The 17,346-nt window shown below is 34.9% G+C and carries 18 protein-coding genes; 12 read left to right on the forward strand and 6 right to left on the reverse strand.

Features of this window, described 5'->3' with window-relative positions; all coding sequences use genetic code 11:
* Positions 1-5 precede the first annotated feature (5 nt).
* The 7 genes from BM260_RS08050 to BM260_RS08080 all read left to right on the forward strand — a co-directional run bounded on the left by BM260_RS08050 (position 6) and on the right by BM260_RS08080 (position 7,352).
* On the forward strand, positions 6-317 hold the full coding sequence (locus BM260_RS08050) for a thioredoxin family protein (protein ID WP_093536832.1): 312 nt from the start codon (positions 6-8) through the stop codon (positions 315-317).
* 187 nt (positions 318-504) lie between these two features.
* A complete protein-coding gene (locus BM260_RS08055) occupies positions 505-1,320 on the forward strand; it encodes a DUF1444 family protein (protein ID WP_093536833.1) in 816 nt (271 codons plus the stop codon).
* The gene (gene ytpR / locus BM260_RS08060; RefSeq protein WP_093536834.1) at positions 1,317-1,922 is read left to right on the forward strand and encodes a YtpR family tRNA-binding protein; all 606 of its coding nucleotides are present in this window, start codon (positions 1,317-1,319) and stop codon (positions 1,920-1,922) included. Before BM260_RS08055 ends, ytpR begins: the two co-directional genes overlap by 4 nt.
* 320 nt (positions 1,923-2,242) lie before the next feature.
* Positions 2,243-4,750 carry a DNA translocase FtsK gene (locus BM260_RS08065; protein ID WP_093536835.1) on the forward strand — a complete coding sequence of 836 codons (2,508 nt, stop codon included), beginning with the start codon at positions 2,243-2,245 and terminating at the stop codon, positions 4,748-4,750.
* 112 nt (positions 4,751-4,862) lie between these two features.
* Complete coding sequence (murC, locus tag BM260_RS08070; protein ID WP_093536836.1) at positions 4,863-6,164, forward strand: UDP-N-acetylmuramate--L-alanine ligase; 1,302 nt, start codon at positions 4,863-4,865, stop codon at positions 6,162-6,164.
* 142 nt (positions 6,165-6,306) lie between these two features.
* Positions 6,307-6,771, forward strand: a complete 465-nt coding sequence (locus BM260_RS08075) for a DUF948 domain-containing protein (protein ID WP_093536837.1) — start codon at positions 6,307-6,309, stop codon at positions 6,769-6,771.
* Positions 6,772-6,785: 14 nt separating this feature from the next.
* The gene (locus tag BM260_RS08080) at positions 6,786-7,352 is read left to right on the forward strand and encodes a YtxH domain-containing protein (RefSeq protein ID WP_093536838.1); all 567 of its coding nucleotides are present in this window, start codon (positions 6,786-6,788) and stop codon (positions 7,350-7,352) included.
* Between the two features lie 458 nt (positions 7,353-7,810).
* Here BM260_RS08080 and BM260_RS08085 read toward each other — a convergent pair whose 3' ends face one another.
* Positions 7,811-8,005 (reverse strand): hypothetical protein, encoded by a 195-nt coding sequence (locus BM260_RS08085; RefSeq protein ID WP_093536839.1) that lies wholly within the window; start codon positions 8,003-8,005, stop codon positions 7,811-7,813.
* A gap of 582 nt (positions 8,006-8,587) precedes the next feature.
* Between BM260_RS08085 and xerA the strand changes: the two genes are divergently transcribed.
* Positions 8,588-9,427: a site-specific tyrosine recombinase/integron integrase gene (xerA, locus tag BM260_RS08090; RefSeq protein ID WP_093536840.1), complete on the forward strand. Its 840-nt coding sequence runs from the start codon at positions 8,588-8,590 to the stop codon at positions 9,425-9,427.
* A gap of 52 nt (positions 9,428-9,479) precedes the next feature.
* Here xerA and BM260_RS18785 read toward each other — a convergent pair whose 3' ends face one another.
* The 4 genes from BM260_RS18785 to BM260_RS08110 form a co-directional block, all read right to left on the reverse strand.
* Entirely contained in the window at positions 9,480-9,611 is a 132-nt protein-coding gene (locus BM260_RS18785) for a hypothetical protein (protein WP_281249747.1), read from the reverse strand.
* Between the two features lie 3 nt (positions 9,612-9,614).
* Entirely contained in the window at positions 9,615-10,043 is a 429-nt protein-coding gene (locus BM260_RS08095) for a hypothetical protein (RefSeq protein ID WP_093536841.1), read from the reverse strand.
* A gap of 201 nt (positions 10,044-10,244) precedes the next feature.
* Positions 10,245-10,592, reverse strand: coding sequence for an ABC transporter (locus BM260_RS08100; protein WP_245762671.1), 348 nt, complete (start codon positions 10,590-10,592; stop codon positions 10,245-10,247).
* A 564-nt stretch (positions 10,593-11,156) separates the two neighbouring features.
* Positions 11,157-11,447: a hypothetical protein gene (locus BM260_RS08110; RefSeq protein WP_093536843.1), complete on the reverse strand. Its 291-nt coding sequence runs from the start codon at positions 11,445-11,447 to the stop codon at positions 11,157-11,159.
* Positions 11,448-11,808: 361 nt separating this feature from the next.
* Here BM260_RS08110 and BM260_RS08115 point away from each other — a divergent pair, with 361 nt between their 5' ends.
* From BM260_RS08115 to BM260_RS08125, 3 genes are read left to right on the forward strand one after another with little or no spacing between them, the layout of a single operon-like run.
* Complete coding sequence (locus BM260_RS08115; protein WP_175496247.1) at positions 11,809-12,456, forward strand: HAD family hydrolase; 648 nt, start codon at positions 11,809-11,811, stop codon at positions 12,454-12,456.
* Complete coding sequence (locus BM260_RS08120) at positions 12,453-13,070, forward strand: NUDIX hydrolase (protein ID WP_093536845.1); 618 nt, start codon at positions 12,453-12,455, stop codon at positions 13,068-13,070. The genes BM260_RS08115 and BM260_RS08120 overlap by 4 nt, the downstream gene beginning before the upstream one ends.
* A gap of 46 nt (positions 13,071-13,116) precedes the next feature.
* A complete protein-coding gene (locus BM260_RS08125; protein ID WP_093536846.1) occupies positions 13,117-13,776 on the forward strand; it encodes a uridine kinase family protein in 660 nt (219 codons plus the stop codon).
* 182 nt (positions 13,777-13,958) lie between these two features.
* On the opposite strand, the gene pilM is transcribed toward BM260_RS08125, so the two are convergent.
* On the reverse strand, positions 13,959-16,094 hold the full coding sequence (gene pilM / locus BM260_RS08130) for a pilus assembly protein PilM (protein WP_093536847.1): 2,136 nt from the start codon (positions 16,092-16,094) through the stop codon (positions 13,959-13,961).
* Between the two features lie 165 nt (positions 16,095-16,259).
* Between pilM and BM260_RS08135 the strand changes: the two genes are divergently transcribed.
* Positions 16,260-17,345: a bifunctional 3-deoxy-7-phosphoheptulonate synthase/chorismate mutase gene (locus BM260_RS08135; RefSeq protein ID WP_093536848.1), complete on the forward strand. Its 1,086-nt coding sequence runs from the start codon at positions 16,260-16,262 to the stop codon at positions 17,343-17,345.
* Position 17,346 lies beyond the last annotated feature (1 nt).

Genomic DNA, 17,346 nt, shown 5'->3' on the forward strand with positions numbered 1-17,346 from the left:
TACATATGGAAAACCTAGCTTCAGTAGAACAATTCAAAGAGATAAAGCAGCAAGGAAAAGTTGTATTTAAATTCACAGCTGATTGGTGTCCAGATTGTCATTTCATCGATCCATTTATGGGAGAGATAGAAGAAAAATTTGCAGATATTACATTTATTTCTGTAGATCGTGATCAGTTCATAGACTTATGTATCGAGCTTGATATATTTGGTATTCCTAGTTTTCTAGCATATGAAAATGGCGAAGAAAAAGGTCGGTTTGTTAGTAAAGACCGTAAAACTAGAGAAGAAATTGAATCATTTCTTCAATCGATTTAACCCCATCCAAACGGTTCACCTAGTGGACCGTTTTGTTTATTCTGAAGTATTAGGACTGCCATCCCAAAGGATAGCCAAACATGCCCTAGTGGCAGTTCAACTTCTGGGGGAATTGTATGGTTCCGTTTTTCAACAGGATAAGTAACCCGACGGCTTGAAGTTTCACTTTGAAAGGACTAGATAATAAATGAAAGCACTTGAACTTGTAAGGCATTTAAAAACAAAGCTTTCCGAAGATATATACACGTATGATTATAATAGAGAAACAAACAAGCTACGCTTGACTCATAAAGAAATAGGAAAGGGAATTGAGATTTCAATCCCTCCGATTTTAGCTAAATATGAAATGAAAAAAGAAGTGGCGATTAACGAGGTTGTATATACAATAAACGAAACATTCCAAGCGATGGAAAAAGAGATGGCCGGTGAAATAGATCCATCATTGTCCGTGTATCCCGTTATCCGCTCCACTTCCTTTCCACTTAAATCGAATGAAGGTAACCGTTTTATAACGAAAGATCATACAGCAGAAACACGCGTATACTATGCAGTCGATCTTGGTAAGACTTACCGTTTACTAGATGAAAAAATGTTGTTGGAGTGGAAAGTCAGAGAAACGGAAGTAAGGGAACGAGCACTCTTCCAAGTGAGAAAATTAGAAAATCATTATAAAATAGATGAGGTAGCAGGTAATACTTTTTATTTCTTTAATAATAACGATGGATATGATGCAAGTCGTATATTGAACGAATCGCTATTAAAAGATATGAAAAAACAAATTACTGGAGATATGACTATTTCTGTACCCCATCAAGATGTTATGATAATTGGTGATATAAGAAATGAAACAGGTTACGATGTTCTAGCGCAAATGACGATGCATTTCTTCACGGTTGGAACAGTGCCTATTACTTCATTATCTTTCATCTACGAAAACGGAGATTTAGAACCTATATTCATCATGGCGAAAAATCGAGTATCAAAGGAGAACGAGGAAAAATGAATATTTTTTACAACAAACCTGGAGTTGGAGATGTACTATTAATCCAACTAACACCTGAAAAAACAGAAAAAGTTATTACGGAAACTAATGGTGATGTTACACAAGTAAAAGATGCAACAACAAACGAAGTACTGGCTATAAACATTTTTGAATTTAGCAAATACAAAGAGCTAGATGTTCAAGGTAATATATCTTTAACTGCTGAATTAATCGAAACCGTGCAACAAACATTAGAGAAAAACGGTGTTTCTTATACATTAGAAGCAGATCTATCTCCTAAGTTTGTGGTAGGCCTTGTAGATTCATTGGAACAACATCCAAATGCGGACAAGTTAAAAGTATGCCAAGTAAATGTTGGTGAATCGACTTTACAAATTGTATGTGGTGCTCCGAATGTAGAAGCAGGTCAAAAAGTAGTAGTAGCTAAAGTTGGAGCAATTATGCCTTCAGGTATGGTTATTAAGGATGCTGAACTTAGAGGTGTAGCTTCAAGTGGAATGCTATGTTCTGCAAGAGAATTGGCTATTCCGAATGCACCTGAAGTAAAAGGGATTTTAATCCTAGATGAGCAAAAAGAAGTTGGAAGCGAATTTATAGTATAAAGAAATGACAAGCATGCCTTTAAGGTGTGCTTTTTTTGATGAAAAGAAAATTATAAAACTCTGGACCTGAAACTATCTGTAATTGAATCTTTTCCAGACTCCAGTGTCGTCCAGGAGGATATAGTACTTACGCTTTTGTTCCTAAAAAGAAACAAAGTGGGTGGAATATTTAACCATATATTTTGCTATTCCGATACATAAGTGGCATATTCCCCTCGGATAAAATCCTAAAACACATGATTTTTTTACCATTCTACCTTATAAATACAGACGAAACCTATTATTATTGGTAGAATAAGAGGTATCTTTTAGAAAGAGTGATGAATTTGAATTGGTTAAAAAAATTATTTGCCTCAGATGAGAAAGAATATGAAGAGGAATACAAAGAGAAGCAACAAACGTTAGATCCTACAAAGAAAAAAACTCCTTTTCGTTTCCCATTGATATCAGACGAAGAAAAAAATGAAACTGTATATGGATATCCAAAGGAAGAGCAAATAGGTGAAATTTATAAAGAAGAGGCTCCAGTTGAAGAGCAAATATATAAACCTCTATATACACAAGATCTTTGGAAACAACGAGCACAGAAACCTACTATCGTTCACCGAGCAGAGAAGAAGATAGTGGAGGAAAAAGTAGTAGCTGATACTCCTCCTGTAATTCGAAAGAAAAGAGCATTCACACCTACAGAAGTACCATCACCAGTTTATGGATTTTCAAGAACAAACCTAAATAAAAAAGTGGAAGAAAAAGAACAAAGAACGGAAACGATAAATCCGAACGTATTAAATAATGCTCAAGCTATTACGCCAGGTCCAGAACTGAGCGAAGTAAAAGAGCAAGTCCTTGTAGCAGATGTAAACAGACAAAATATGCAAGTAACTGAGGCAGTAAACGAGGATGTACAAGTAATAGAGTTAGTAGAAAATATTATTGAAGAAGCAGCAGTGAAACCATTTGAAGAATTATCGCCTGTTACAGAACTAGGCGAAAACCCCCAAGTGGATGTTTTAGAACAGGATTTGCAAATAATAGAGGTAGTAAACGAAGATATACAAATAGCTGAAGTAGTAGACGAGTTTGAGCAAGTGAATGAGCTTGTTGAAGCTGTACAAGCAGAGGTAGCAGTGACTGAAATACCTGAAATAACACATGCTCCAATGCAAACTACGGATATTTTAGCAACAGAAAAACCTGTCAAAGAAAAGATTAGACCATTTAATGTATTAATGCTGAAATCAGATAAAAGTAAAATGAATAGAATAGATACTATGAACAAATTATCTCCGATAGCACAGAAAGCGGTTCCTGTAACAAAGCCAATTATTCAGCAGGAGCAAAAAGAAATAAAAGAAAATGTTCCAATAGGTGAGCAAGAAGTTGAAACCTTAAAGGAACAGGAGCAAAAAGCGAAACAATCAAATTATGTGAGACCATCTATTAGTCATTTACTACCTCCCGAAATGAATGTAGAGGATAGAGAATGGATGGAGGAGCAAGCTTTTACATTAATAGATGCTTTGTCCCATTTCCAAGTAACAGGTGAGATTGTTCAAATGGTACAGGGACCAGCGGTTACTCAATTTGAAATAACGGTTGGTCAAGGAACAAAGGTAAGTAAAATACGCAATCTAGCAGATGATCTAAAACTTGCGTTAGCAGCGAAAGATATTCGTATTCAAGCACCCATTCCAGGAAAGAGTTCCATAGGAATAGAAATCCCGAATAGAAAGTCTCGAGCAGTGCGCTTATCGGAAGTGATAAATACAGATACATTTTTAAAATCGGATTCACCTCTAGAAGCGGCATTGGGATTGGATCTAACAGGTAAGCCAGTGACATTGGATCTTCGGAAAATGCCCCATGGACTCATAGCTGGAGCAACCGGATCTGGGAAATCTGTATTTATTAATTCATTATTAGTAAGTCTATTGTATAAAGCGACGCCTGATGAAGTAAAATTACTATTAATCGATCCTAAAATGGTAGAACTTGCACCTTTCAATCATATACCTCATCTTGTAAGCCCAGTTATTACGGATGTAAAAGCTGCAACAGCTGCATTGAAATGGGCAGTGGAGGAAATGGAAAGACGTTATCAGCTGTTTGCTCATATCGGCGTTCGCGATATATCTAGGTATAATACGCTGGCTACGGAGAAGAGACAGTTTGCGCAAAAACTTCCTTATATTGTTATTGTCATCGATGAGCTTGCAGATTTGATGATGATGGCGCCAACGGAAGTAGAGGATGCTATTTGTCGAATTGCACAAAAAGCAAGGGCATGTGGAATACACTTAGTATTAGCAACACAGCGTCCTTCTGTTGACGTTATTACTGGCCTGATTAAAGCTAATATCCCTACACGAATTGCGTTTTCTGTTTCATCACAAATCGATTCTCGTACTATTTTGGATCAGCAAGGGGCAGAACGTTTACTAGGTAAGGGAGATATGCTTTATCAAGGAAATGGTATGTCTAGTCCTGTACGAATCCAAGGTACGTATGTCTCTGATGATGAGATTGAAAGTGTTATTGAATATGCGAGGAGTCAAGGGAATCCTGATTATTTGTTTGAGCAAGAGGAACTTCTACAAAAAGAAATTACTTCTGAGCAGGATGAATTATTTGAAGAGGCTTGCCGTTTTATCGTAGAACAGGGCACAGCATCTACGTCGTTGCTACAACGTAAGTTTCATCTAGGATATAACCGTGCAGCCCGATTAATAGATGCAATGTATGAAAATGGATATATTACAGAACAAAAAGGAAGTAAAGCAAGAGACGTATTATTAACAAGTGAAACATTAGAGGGAATATTTGGTTAAATTTATTTTTTAAGTATTATAAGAAATAGTGATATAATTATAAATACGTCTAAAAAGGCGCATGAATTATATAATGTATATGAGTGGGGCTAATCCCAGGAGGTTTATACGTATGACAAAGTACCATTTTACAGGCATTAAAGGGTCTGGAATGAGTCCATTAGCGCAAATTTTGCATGATACTGGCTATGAAGTTCAAGGTTCTGATATTGAAAAATACTTCTTTACTGAAAAACCATTACACGAGCGGAATATAGAGATTTTATTGTTCGATGAATCCAATATTCAGGAGGGCATGACTGTTATTGCAGGAAATGCATTTCCTGACAGTCATCCAGAGTTAGTCAAAGCTAGAGAACTTGGGTTGGAAATCATTCGTTACCATGACTTCTTAGGCAATTATATGAGTCAGTTTACATCTATAGCAATTACCGGCGCTCATGGAAAAACGTCGACTACAGGATTGTTATCGCATGTATTGAGCGGACACGAACCGACATCTTATTTAATAGGTGATGGTACAGGAAAAGGTATGCTAAATGCATCTAACTTTGTGTTTGAAGCTTGTGAATATCGACGTCATTTTTTAGCCTATAATCCGGATTATGCAATAATGACAAATGTTGATTTTGATCATCCTGATTATTTCCAAGATATTGATGATGTATTCCAGGCATTTCAATCTATGGCGATGCAAGTGAAAAAAGGCATCTTTGCATGTGGAGATGATAAATACTTGCAACAAATAAAATCAGAAGTTCCTGTAGTCTACTACGGTTTTGGAGAACATAATGATTTTGCAGCTCGCAATATTGAAATAACGCCGGAAGGTACATCTTTTGATGTATTTGTTCGTAACGAATATTATGATCGCTTCACAATTCCCTTGTTTGGAGATCATACTATTCTAAATGCCCTTGCAGTTATCTCTCTCTGCCAATATGAAGGTGTCCCTGCAGATACTATACAAAAAGGCTTAGAGTCGTTTGAAGGGGTTAAAAGAAGGTTTACGGAGACAGTCGTAGGTAATGATATTATCATTGATGATTATGCTCATCACCCGACAGAAATAAGAGCAACAATTCAATCTGCTAGACAAAAGTATCCAAATCATCAAGTTATTGCGATTTTCCAACCACATACTTTCACAAGAACACAAAAGTTTTTACAAGAATTCAGTGAGAGTTTGAGCTTGGCAGATCGGGTTTATCTATGTGATATTTTTGGTTCTGCAAGAGAGAACGCAGGGAATTTAACCATCGAAACGCTTGGAGATATTATTGAAGGAAGTCATATCCTTAGAGAAGAAAATGTAGAAGAATTAAAGACAAATGAACATTCTGTTTTCTTATTTATGGGAGCAGGCGACGTACAGAAGTATCAACAAGCTTTTGAAAAAAAGTTAAATAAATAAGAAAAAGCTTAATCCGATGAGGATTAAGCTTTTTTTTGAAGGATATTTAAAAGAAACGTAGTATAGTATAGGTAGGAAGTTTAATTTGATTTGAATAGGGTAAAAATGTAATAAGACATACAAGTTTCTAGGAGGATGGACAATGGAAAATCTTTTATACATAGCAGCTATTATAGCCGCTGTTGCATTTCTAATCTTATGTATTAGTTTGGCAATGACATTATTTTCAGTTAAAAAGACGCTAAATAATGTAGCAGACACGTTAGATGGGTTAGAAACAAATCTGCAGAATATGACGAAAGAAACAGCGGAACTACTTCATAAAACAAATAACTTAGCAGAAGACATTCAAGTTAAATCTGAGAAGCTGAACACAGTAGTAGATGCAGTAAAAAATGTAGGTAGTTCAGTTAATGGATTTAATCATTCTATCCAACGCTTAACAACTTCCGTAACAACTGAAGTGGAGAAGAATGAAGAAAAGATAGCGCAAGTAGTGCAATGGAGTAACGTTTTCTTAGGTGTTCGCGACAAATGGAAAGAACGCAAAGCATTAGAACGTGCTGGGTATTATACCTATGAAAACGATCAAAATAAACCACAATAATTGGAGGAATTTACATGACAAATCAAAAACAGACTAAACCTAACTACAATGAAGCAACTTATAATCATGAATACTTTGCAAACCAACCTTCTTATAATCAGCAAGGAAATTCAAATTATCCGCCAGTACCTTACTATAATAGCGATGATATTTATCGTGACGAAGAAGTAAATGGTAAGGACTTTATCATCGGTGTTTTAATCGGTGGTATTATCGGTGCAACAACTGCATTATTATTAGCACCTAAAACGGGAACAGAGCTTCGTGGAAATCTTTCCACTCAAGCTAATCAGCTTAAAGATAAAACCATTGATCTCTCATCAACTGCAAAAGAAAAAACAACACAACTTTCTAAGCAAATTCAAGAACAATCTGGACAATTGGTTGATAAAGTAAAAGCTATTAAACCAAGTGCTTCTTCACCACTTGATGATGGTACTGCTTCTTCTGAGGGAGAAGAGCCAATGGAATTTATGGAAACGATCTCTCATACAACTGAGGAGTTAACAGAACAAGAAGAAAATGCAACTGCAGTAGCAGAGGCTATTAAAGAAGCTGTTGCCGAATCAGATAAAAAGTAATCGAATAAGATAAATATCAAAGGAAGCACTGCATCTAGCAGTGCTTTCAGACTGTAGACAAACTCAAATTTAGGTGTATAGTGTTGAATATTAAACTCGGCAAGGCCCACCACTTCGCTTTCCGTGGGCTTGGCTTCAGCCTCCTCGTCACTACGTTCCTGTGGGGTCTTCAGCTCAAGCTATTCCCACTGGAGTCTTCGTGGTGGACCTTGCCTTATAAAACAAGTTCCAATAGAGTAATCGATATCTTACTTTTAATAAGAAGAATAAACATCCTTAGGAACATTTATAACTATTCATAACTGTTTATAAAAATACCTTTGTCGTCAAACTGGAAGCACTGCATCTAGCAGTGCTTTTTTTGTTTTTGGCTATGTTCTCCCAGCTCATTTTATTTTGATGTCCTTTTTTACTAAAGCACCCGTTAGTTGAAGAAGAAAGATTGAGTTGTAAATGAATTACAATAGAAACATCAACAACCAAGTTATACTAAATATGATATAAGTAGCTGAAATAGTCATCCAAAATGTATTTTTAGAGGTACCAGCATTACTATCACTACTAACTTTTTTGATTAATGCTACTAAATTTAAGCAAAATACTATTGCTAAAATTGGATTTAAAAAAAATCCCGCTTGAACTAATAATTCCATATTGTCACCCCTCATTTGTAAAAGGAAATACTCAAAAACTACACTAATATTGACAAATTCGTCATTCTTTAAATAATATCCTCTAATTGAACTAACCTGCCACTTTAGCTAAGAAAAAGGCTTTACTCCTTCTTGAAGTAAAGCACCCGTTACTTCAAGATGGAATGTCTGTGATATCCATTACGCTCTGGAATACGTTAATAATTAGATACCTCAATTATTCAAGTTCTTCAATTTACCTTTTTTGATTGCTCTTCTGCCTAAAATAACACCCACAAACATCATAAGCACGCCCAATGTTTTAATAAATATATTATCCAGAACCTCATCATCAACGGTTATATTTAAAAACGTACTACCGAGAAAAATTAAGATGATACTAATAAAAATTTTTATATATTTCAGCAGGTAAAACACCACCTTATTACTAGTTTTTTGATTTGTTTTATAAGTCGGAGCTAGAGTGATTTAAGCCGTTCTTGTTGAACTAAACTGCACCGTTAGTAAAAATACACCCTATGTCTATAATTCTATTAAGTTGGTAATAATCCTTTTAATATTACTATTTTAGGGGGAATGGAATTGTTACTGTCAAAAGCATGGTCCTCATTTGAAGCGGATAAACGAATAGAGGGCTTCTCTCCACAAACGTTGAAGGCCTACGGGTTACAGTTTTTGCTACTTATTGATTATTTTAAGGATACAGAAATAGAATCACTGGATACAAATCAACTGAAGGAATATCTCTCTATAGCCGGCAAGCATTTAAAACCGGCCAGTCTCGCACATCGTATCCGCTTTATGAAATCATTTTTTCGTTGGTCCCATGAAGAAGGCTACCTGAGTAAAAACCCAACTTCCAAAATTAAAGAACCCAAAGTGGGTAAACGGATACCCAAGTATTTAACCGAACGGGAGATAGAACACCTTCGTGAATCCTGTCATTCTCCCATGGAAAAAGCGATTTTCGAATTCATGTTTTCTACTGGTTGTCGTATTGGAGAAATAGTTGCGTTAGAAAAGAACCAGATAAATTGGTCCAATCAATCTGCGATTGTTAGAGGAAAAGGAGATAAGGAAAGGGAAGTTTATTTTAATACACGTTGCGATATTTGGCTTAAACGCTATATGGAAAGTCGTAATGACCATAATCCAGCCATCTTTGTCACAGCCAGACAACCACATAAAATGAGTGTCGCCCAAATGCGATACATCATCAAACGGATCTCTAATCGTGCAGAAATTAATAAAGAGATTCACCCGCATCAACTTAGACACAGCTACGCAACTCATTTGATGAATAATGGAGCTCCTATTGAAGTTATACAAAGTCTTATGGGGCATGAGAAAAGTGAAACAACTAGGATCTATGCTCAATTAAGCGGAAGGATAAGGAAAGAGTATTATCAGAAATACTTTTAACTAGAAAGGAGCAACGTCATAATGACGTTGCTCCTTTTGACTAACGCACCCGTTAGTGAAATAAGAAGTTTTGTTCGTTTTCTGTTTCTAATTCAGATATTAGCTTACAAGGGTAGCCAACGATATATTCTCTTCGTGTTGTTTCTTCAATGTCATTATTTTCAATACCATCAACTGTGAACATAGGCTATTCACTTGTTAATATAAGCTCTCGCGAATTGACATCATAAATTTTATAACTAATTTCAAACTTATGGTCTTTTGTAACTGTCACCTCACAATAGTACGGGATTGACTCTCCATAAGCATCCAGAACAGGAATATAGTTAAAAGTAAATATATCACCTGTATCAAGCATTTCGAAGTTGGATTCTGTAGAACGCCCTGATGAAAATATTTCGATGGTGCAGTTCCCGCTGACAACATCATATTCCTTTAGTAGTATGTATTTTAGACTTGGTAGAGTAATCACTAAAAGAAAAACACCAAATAGAAGGGCTCCAATGGTCTTGACTACATTTAGTAATGTAAATTCCTTTTCAACATACATAAAACCAAATATAAATACAGCCATTAGAACTGACAAAAATCCTATTATTAGCATAATATAAAACATTTTTCCACTTCCCTATAACGATTTAGAGTACTTATATTTACGTAGTATCATTCCAAAGGCTTCATTTCATAAAATCTAGATAGTATATTCTCTACTTTGTTCATTCTCTCTTATTGAACTAACCTCCTGCGTTTATTCAATAAGAAAAAATGCTTTACTCCTTCTTGAAGTAAAGCACCCGTTAATAAAAGCGTATTAACATCATACTTTAATTCTTAGTTCCTTCATAAGTTCTTTAAATGGAGTAGCATAAGAGTCTTCAAATTTCTTAATATGTTGTAATAACATTGACCAATTACCTTCGAGATATGGATGTATCTGAGTGGTATTTGCAAGACCATAGAGTTCAATTAAGAAATAAAGGGTTACCCATACTAAAAAGTCATCATCTAATTTGAATAACACCTCAATGACGTTTGGGATGTAATTAAACGCTTCTTCTGGAGACATGCCTTTAGTAATTGTTTCGAAACAATTACTAAAATACCACTCATCATTACTTAGTTTATCTTCCCATCCTACATATATTTCTAATAGCTTACTATCCATTTTAATCACGCCCAACATACAATTTTATATACATATTCTATCATGTCTTATTCAACTAACCTGCTGCTTTAGTTCAATTAGAAAATTATGATTTTACTTCTTTATCAAGAAGGTACAATAGCTTTCTTCGTGCTTCTTTACTACGAATAATTTTTCTAACACGAATTGTGCTTTGTAAATAACGTCTGACGTGTTTATTTACAAAAAACAAACGGTGATATTCTTCATCCTCGTAAATCTTTTTAAACCAATCGTATTGATTTAACCATTCAATATTTTGGTCAATTTTTTTCGTATTTAAAGTGTCACTATATCCAACACTGCCGAATAATCCTGCAATTAATTCAAATAAAAAACTAAACCTAGTTTACTCCTATCTACTTTTCCTTTTGAGAATTCTCTCCTGATTGGGCCTAATCCTTGTTCAACTACCTGCCGCTTTAGTTCAATAAGAAAAAAAGGCTTTACTCCTTCTTGAAGTAAAGCACCCGTTAGTTGAATAGAAAAAGGGGCTCTATCTGTTTAAAAGCACTTTTACAATACTCTATTATTAGAGACAAATTATTAACTTAAAAGTAATTCAAAAAAGAATATTCCGAAAGAAAAACCTAATAGTAATATAAAAGCATATAACAACTTCATTTTCATTGTTTGGTCATCGAAAACCATTCCTGAATAACGATACATCCAATAAATTATTGGTAAAACTACTACAATACAAAAAATACTTTCAAAGGAAAAACTGAGATTAACGGTAGTGCTAATCTTTGACAGAAGAGATGTTAAGCATCCTACCACAAAACCAATTGTATACCCACCTAGTAAAAAGTGTTTTAATTCAACTTTTCTTTCCAAGACCTTTCACCTTCTTAAAACTGTTTTTTTAAACAAAAGATTTTCTTACAAGTTAAACAACATTCTTCAACTAACCTGCTTCGTTAGTTTAAGTGAACACTTTTACAAGCCTATATTTATTTATTTATTTATTTTATCATAAATTTCCAATACGATCCGGAAACCTATTCTTCGCAGTCATTAACGATTATCAACCTCTTTCTTTAACAGAGCCTTGTTTTTAAAAAAATAAGAGGAAATTTCCTGTTCCTATAGAATTTAAGTAAGAGATAGGCAATTACGCTGCTTTAAAAACGTCATTGATTGCATATAGAAAAAAGGGAGAAATATTTTGTGATTTTTGTAGAACATGAGGAGGACAATAATGAAGGCAATTATATTTGATTTTGATGGAACATTGGCTAATACTTTACCTATTTGTTTTTATGCTTTTCAAAATGTGTTTAAAAAGTTTGATAATAAGGATATTTCTTCCGATGGTATAAAGGATATGTTTGGTCCTTCTGAAACAGGTATTATAAGAAAAAATTTGTCTAATGTAAATAAGGAAGAGGCTATTGAATATTACTACGAGATGTATTTTGAACATCATAATAGATTAGTAGAGACTAATCTTGAAATTCTAGAATTGCTGAATTACTTGAAAAAGCTAGATATTAAAATAGGGATTTTTACTGGGAAGGCAAAAAGAAGTTTAGATATTTCTTTAAAAGAATTGAATATGGATGAATTATTCGACGTTATCATAACGGGGGATGATGTGACAAATCCGAAGCCAGATTCAGAGGGGCTGATAAAAGCATTATCTATATTAGGAGTAAATAATTCGGATACAATTTACATAGGTGATAGTGATGCTGATATAGTTGCGGGGGTACAAGCTAATGTGTACACGATTGGGGTACAGTGGTTGTCAGAGTATCAAACATCTACATTTAGTGAACAACCCAACTTGATAATTAAAAGTATAAAAGAATTTAAAAGTTCCTTTAAGTTAGGTATCTTATGAGCAAACAATGGTTAGAGTGGGCAAAAAGAATACAAGCTTTGTCTCAGTCAGGGCTGGCATTTTCTAAAGATATATATGATATCGAACGTTATGAAGAATTACGTGAGATTAGTATTGAAATTATGAGGGAACATACAGAATTAGAAATGGATAAAATTAGGGATTTATTTACAAGTGAAACTGGCTATCAAACTCCTAAAGTAGATGTACGTGGTGTGGTTTTTAAAAACAATCAAATTTTAATGGTAAGAGAAAATATAGATGATAAATGGGCATTACCAGGAGGCTTTTGTGATATAGGACTATCCCCATCTGAGAATGTGATGAAGGAAATAAAGGAGGAATCAGGCTTTGATGTACTACCAATAAGATTAATTGCTTTAATGGATAAAAATAAACATCCACATCCTCCTGAAGCTTATCATTATTATAAGATATTTATATTGTGTGAAATTATTGGGGGAAAACCTACTTTAGGAATTGAAACGAATAGTATTAACTTTTTTTCGGAACATAATTTACCGCAGCTTTCTACGAATAGAAATACGGAGTCACAGATTAAAACGCTCTTCGAGTTTCTGAGGAATCCACAAAAAGAAACGATATTAGATTAAAGTAAAGCTGGTTTGATATTAATATTTCAGAGAGAAGAGGTGACCCGTGGAGAAGATAATACATAAAATAGCCAATTGGATAAGCGCGACGGATAAAAGAATTACTATTGGAATTTCAGGACATGGTGCATCTGGAAAGACAACACTTGCAAATAATCTTATAAAGATTTTAGGGCAGGACTGTGTAAATTATATTAATACGGACCCTTATATTATTGGATCTCAACTTAGAAAATATGCGTTGATAGATTATGAATATCATAACGAAACTCATCATGATAAAATGACAGCCTGTCACCCTTTTGCTCATAATATATTGGCTTTAGAGAGAGATATTCATATGATGAGAGATGGTTTAGATTTTTATACAATAGGTACGAATTATTCAACGAGCAAGTTACTTTCTTCGCAAAATAATATTAATATAGTCGAAGGGATGAGTGTTGCATTTACAGATCCTGCTCTATATGACCTAAAAGTGTATTTGTATACTGATGGAGAAACTGAGTTAACAAGAAGGGGCATCCGTGATATTTCTGAAAGAGGAACAGATATAAATTATTTAAGAAAATCTCATGAAATGCGTAGAATTCAATATGAATTATTCATGCATCCTTATCATCGGAATTTTGATGTCGTTTTAAAAAATTCCAATGAGGATTATTTTCTAGAAAAGGGTAATTTTGATGAACTTTTAAAGTGGTGATTATTCTAGTTGGAATTTTGAAGGGCTTAGTTGGAATAAACGGGACTGTAGTTGGAATTCTTGAGGCTCAAGTTGGAATAGGTAATTTTATACAAAATAAAAACGAGGACTGACTATGTCAGATGCTCGTTTTTTCATGCTTTTATGCAATTTAAAATTGTAGCCAATATCGAAGGGAGCTCTTATTCAAAGACAATCTCCAGTTGATCCCCACCGAATATTTCTTCATCGAAACGGGAAGGATTTCCATTTTTTAAGATTTGGAAGGAGCCGGCTTGTTCAGGCATAGTCCATTCTGTAAAGCGAAAAACGTCTTGAAAGATCCAAGGGGAACTATTTATATCTTGCCACTGAATTTTCGATTCGTTCGCAATAATATCCGTTGAGGACAATTGGACGTTATTATTATGAACAATGGCGCAATCTCTGGAAAGCTCTAGCGTGTTATTTTGGAACGTAATTTTTATCTGATCTACCAGTTTTTTATCGAGTTGATTTGCCAGTTGTTCCAGTGTAGGTGAATTATGTGTTTCCATTTGTATAATATCATTCTCTTGTACAGAATAGGAAAGTTTTACTGGACTGCCATTTAGTGATAATTTGGTTGAAAATGGCGGGATAAAATGATTTTTATTATTTATCGTGACGGTGTATGGATGGAGCTGAGTCAAATAATTTTCTTTATGAATTGCATACAAAACTTGTTCAACAGTTTGTGGAGTCTCCACAGTAATTTTGTCATTTTCTTGCAACATAGTGTCTAAAGATACTTTCTTGCCATTTATTTGTACGGAAGGTTCTACTATATACATAACTCCTTGGAATGTTATAGATTTAATAGTAGCATCATCTAAAAGATCTCGAACTGTGGCCATTCCTTCTTTTCCATCGATGCCCTCCAATAGTTCAATCTTATCGTTATTTTGAATAGATGATTTTGTATTGGCTTCTATACCATTCAGTTGAATAACGGCAGGTTTTCCATGCTCTCCGGGAATATGAATAACTTGTCCATTCACATGTACTGATAGGGCCTCACCAGGCCTTCCATAGAGTTTACGTGCAGAGATATTAGCGGCTAGTAAGGCATCGGCTATAGTCATTTCTTTGAGTTCAAATAACCGAACAATTTGATTGTTTACTTGTACAGACATATATTGGATTGGTGCACGCTTTGCAGCGATAGCAATACCAATAGGAGTCACCAATTCAGGTGTAATTGGGATATGATCTGCTTTCGTTAAGTTCTGAATGGCATCAATGCCACGAACAGCTACTCGATTGGCAGGTAAATTTAGTTTTTCAGCTAAAATACGAGGCAACGTTGGAGTCAAACTTCCTCCACCAACAAGCATTACCGCTTTCGTAGGTTTATTATTATTCAGTCGAAGGATTTCGTTTGAAATGGAACTAGCTAAAACCTCTATAGCTGGCTTTAGTGAGTCGACAACTTCTTCTTTTGGAATGTCTTGTTCGAAGCCTAAAATATCCTGAATTTGAATGAATTCTTCGGTATTGAGGGTTCTTTTTGCTTCTTCGGCTAATGGGAAGTCTAATAGGTAAATGTCACTTAAGGCCTCAGTAATTTCATCACCAGCCGTTGCAACCATTCCGTAGGCAACTACAGTTCCCAAATCTGTTATAGCAATATCGGATGTTCCTGCTCCAATATCGACTAATGCTACATTTAATCTTCTCATAGAAGGAGGGATCAACACATTAATCGCGGCAATTGGTTCCAGTGTCAATGCCTCCATTTCTAAGTTAGCTCGTTTTAATGCAGAAATAAGAGATTCTACAACAACCCGAGGTAGAAATGTAGCAATAACCTCTATAGATGCTTCATTTCCTTGTTGATCAACTAGACTGCCTATTTCTTCTCCATCTAATCGATAATAGACAACACTGTAGCCTACACAATAATAATGATTGGTATTTTTGTCCGTACTATTTTGAAGTAGGTTACTTTGTGCTTTTTGTACTGCTGATAACTCAAGTCGACTCATATCGTCTTCTGAGAAGATAGGTCTATTTTTAATATCCATTATGACTTCAGCTTGCTCTGTTTTTAGTGCTCTACCAGCAGCAGCTACACTAACCTTTTCTAGCTTGCCATGCTTTTTTTCTAACTTTTCTTTGACAGACTGAATTATCTCAGCCACTTTTAAGACATTATGTATTTGACCGTCAACCATTGCTCTTTCCTTATGTTCTTCTACTAATATATCAACAACATGGAAAGACTCCCCATGCTCTTCTAAAATGATTCCCACTACTGACCTTGTCCCAATATCTAATGCAAATAATTTAGATGCCAAATTCCCACGTCCTTTTTTAGACAAATACTTTAACGAGTTGAATCGCTAAAATAAAATGCGTGACATTTTCTCATGCATTGATTATAATATGTCTTATATCTAAAAATGTATCACAATTTTCAGTCGTTATAAAGTACCGATGGAGAGAAGAGAGGAGAATTATCTATGAGTCATGTAGATTTAGACGCTTTACGCGCACGTGTTGATGAAATTAACGTAGAGATCTTACAGTTAATAAACGAAAGAACTGGTGTTATTCAAGAGATTGGTAAAGTAAAAGAAAAACAGGGTGTTAATAGATATGATCCTCTTCGTGAAAGACATATGCTAGATCACTTGAAAGAAAATAACGCTGGACCACTTCCACAATCAACTGTTGAGCATATTTTCAAAGAAATTTTCAAAACTGCATTGGAAATACAAGTAGATGATCAAAAGAAAGCACTTCTTGTGTCTCGTAAAAGAAAACCTGAGAGTACGATCGTTAATATTAATGGAGAACTTATTGGAACAGGTACACCATCGTTTGTATTTGGACCATGTTCAGTTGAGTCCTATACACAAGTGGCAGAGGTAGCAGCAGCTATCCAATCTAAAGGATTGAAGCTAATCCGTGGTGGAGCATATAAGCCACGTACTTCTCCGTATGATTTCCAAGGTCTAGGATTAGAAGGACTAAAAATCTTAAAACAAATTTCAAAAGAATTTGGCTTGTCTACAGTTTCTGAGATCGTAACGCCAAGTCATTTAGACGAAGCATTAGACTATATTGATGTAGTTCAAATCGGTGCTCGTAATATGCAAAACTTTGAATTATTAAAAGCAGTAGGCTCTATCAATAAACCAGTTCTATTAAAACGAGGAATGGCTGCTACATTGGATGAATTCATCCATGCTGCTGAATATATAATGTCTCAAGGTAATGACCAGATTATTTTATGTGAACGTGGTATTCGAACGTATGAACGTGCGACAAGAAACACGTTAGATATTTCTGCGGTGCCAATATTGAAACAGGAAACACATTTACCAGTATTTGTAGATGTAACACATTCAACGGGTCGTCGTGATATACTTCTACCTGCTGCTAAAGCCGCAATTGCTATTGGTGCTGACGGGGTAATGGCAGAAGTTCATCCAGATCCAGCTGTTGCTTTATCGGACGCGGCTCAACAAATGAACTTACAACAATTTGATGAGTTTTATGATTCTGTACAGAAATTCTTGAAAAATCATGAGATCCACGCATAGA

The organism is Psychrobacillus psychrotolerans (assembly GCF_900115805.1).
GTDB lineage: Bacteria > Bacillota > Bacilli > Bacillales_A > Planococcaceae > Psychrobacillus > Psychrobacillus psychrotolerans.

Bases quoted from the DNA above. Each gene is read 5' to 3' on its own strand.
- murC (WP_093536836.1), top strand. From the start codon at position 4,863: ATGACAAAGTACCATTTTACAGGCATTAAAGGGTCTGGAATGAGTCCA.
- BM260_RS08075 (WP_093536837.1), top strand. From the start codon at position 6,307: ATGGAAAATCTTTTATACATAGCAGCTATTATAGCCGCTGTTGCATTT.
- BM260_RS18785 (WP_281249747.1), bottom strand. From the start codon at position 9,611: ATGTTCACAGTTGATGGTATTGAAAATAATGACATTGAAGAAACAACA.
- BM260_RS08050 (WP_093536832.1), top strand. From the start codon at position 6: ATGGAAAACCTAGCTTCAGTAGAACAATTCAAAGAGATAAAGCAGCAA.
- BM260_RS08120 (WP_093536845.1), top strand. From the start codon at position 12,453: ATGAGCAAACAATGGTTAGAGTGGGCAAAAAGAATACAAGCTTTGTCT.
- BM260_RS08065 (WP_093536835.1), top strand. From the start codon at position 2,243: ATGAATTTGAATTGGTTAAAAAAATTATTTGCCTCAGATGAGAAAGAA.
- BM260_RS08085 (WP_093536839.1), bottom strand. From the start codon at position 8,005: ATGGAATTATTAGTTCAAGCGGGATTTTTTTTAAATCCAATTTTAGCA.
- BM260_RS08095 (WP_093536841.1), bottom strand. From the start codon at position 10,043: ATGTTTTATATTATGCTAATAATAGGATTTTTGTCAGTTCTAATGGCT.
- ytpR (WP_093536834.1), top strand. From the start codon at position 1,317: ATGAATATTTTTTACAACAAACCTGGAGTTGGAGATGTACTATTAATC.
- BM260_RS08135 (WP_093536848.1), top strand. From the start codon at position 16,260: ATGAGTCATGTAGATTTAGACGCTTTACGCGCACGTGTTGATGAAATT.
- BM260_RS08080 (WP_093536838.1), top strand. From the start codon at position 6,786: ATGACAAATCAAAAACAGACTAAACCTAACTACAATGAAGCAACTTAT.
- BM260_RS08055 (WP_093536833.1), top strand. From the start codon at position 505: ATGAAAGCACTTGAACTTGTAAGGCATTTAAAAACAAAGCTTTCCGAA.
- BM260_RS08100 (WP_245762671.1), bottom strand. From the start codon at position 10,592: ATGGATAGTAAGCTATTAGAAATATATGTAGGATGGGAAGATAAACTA.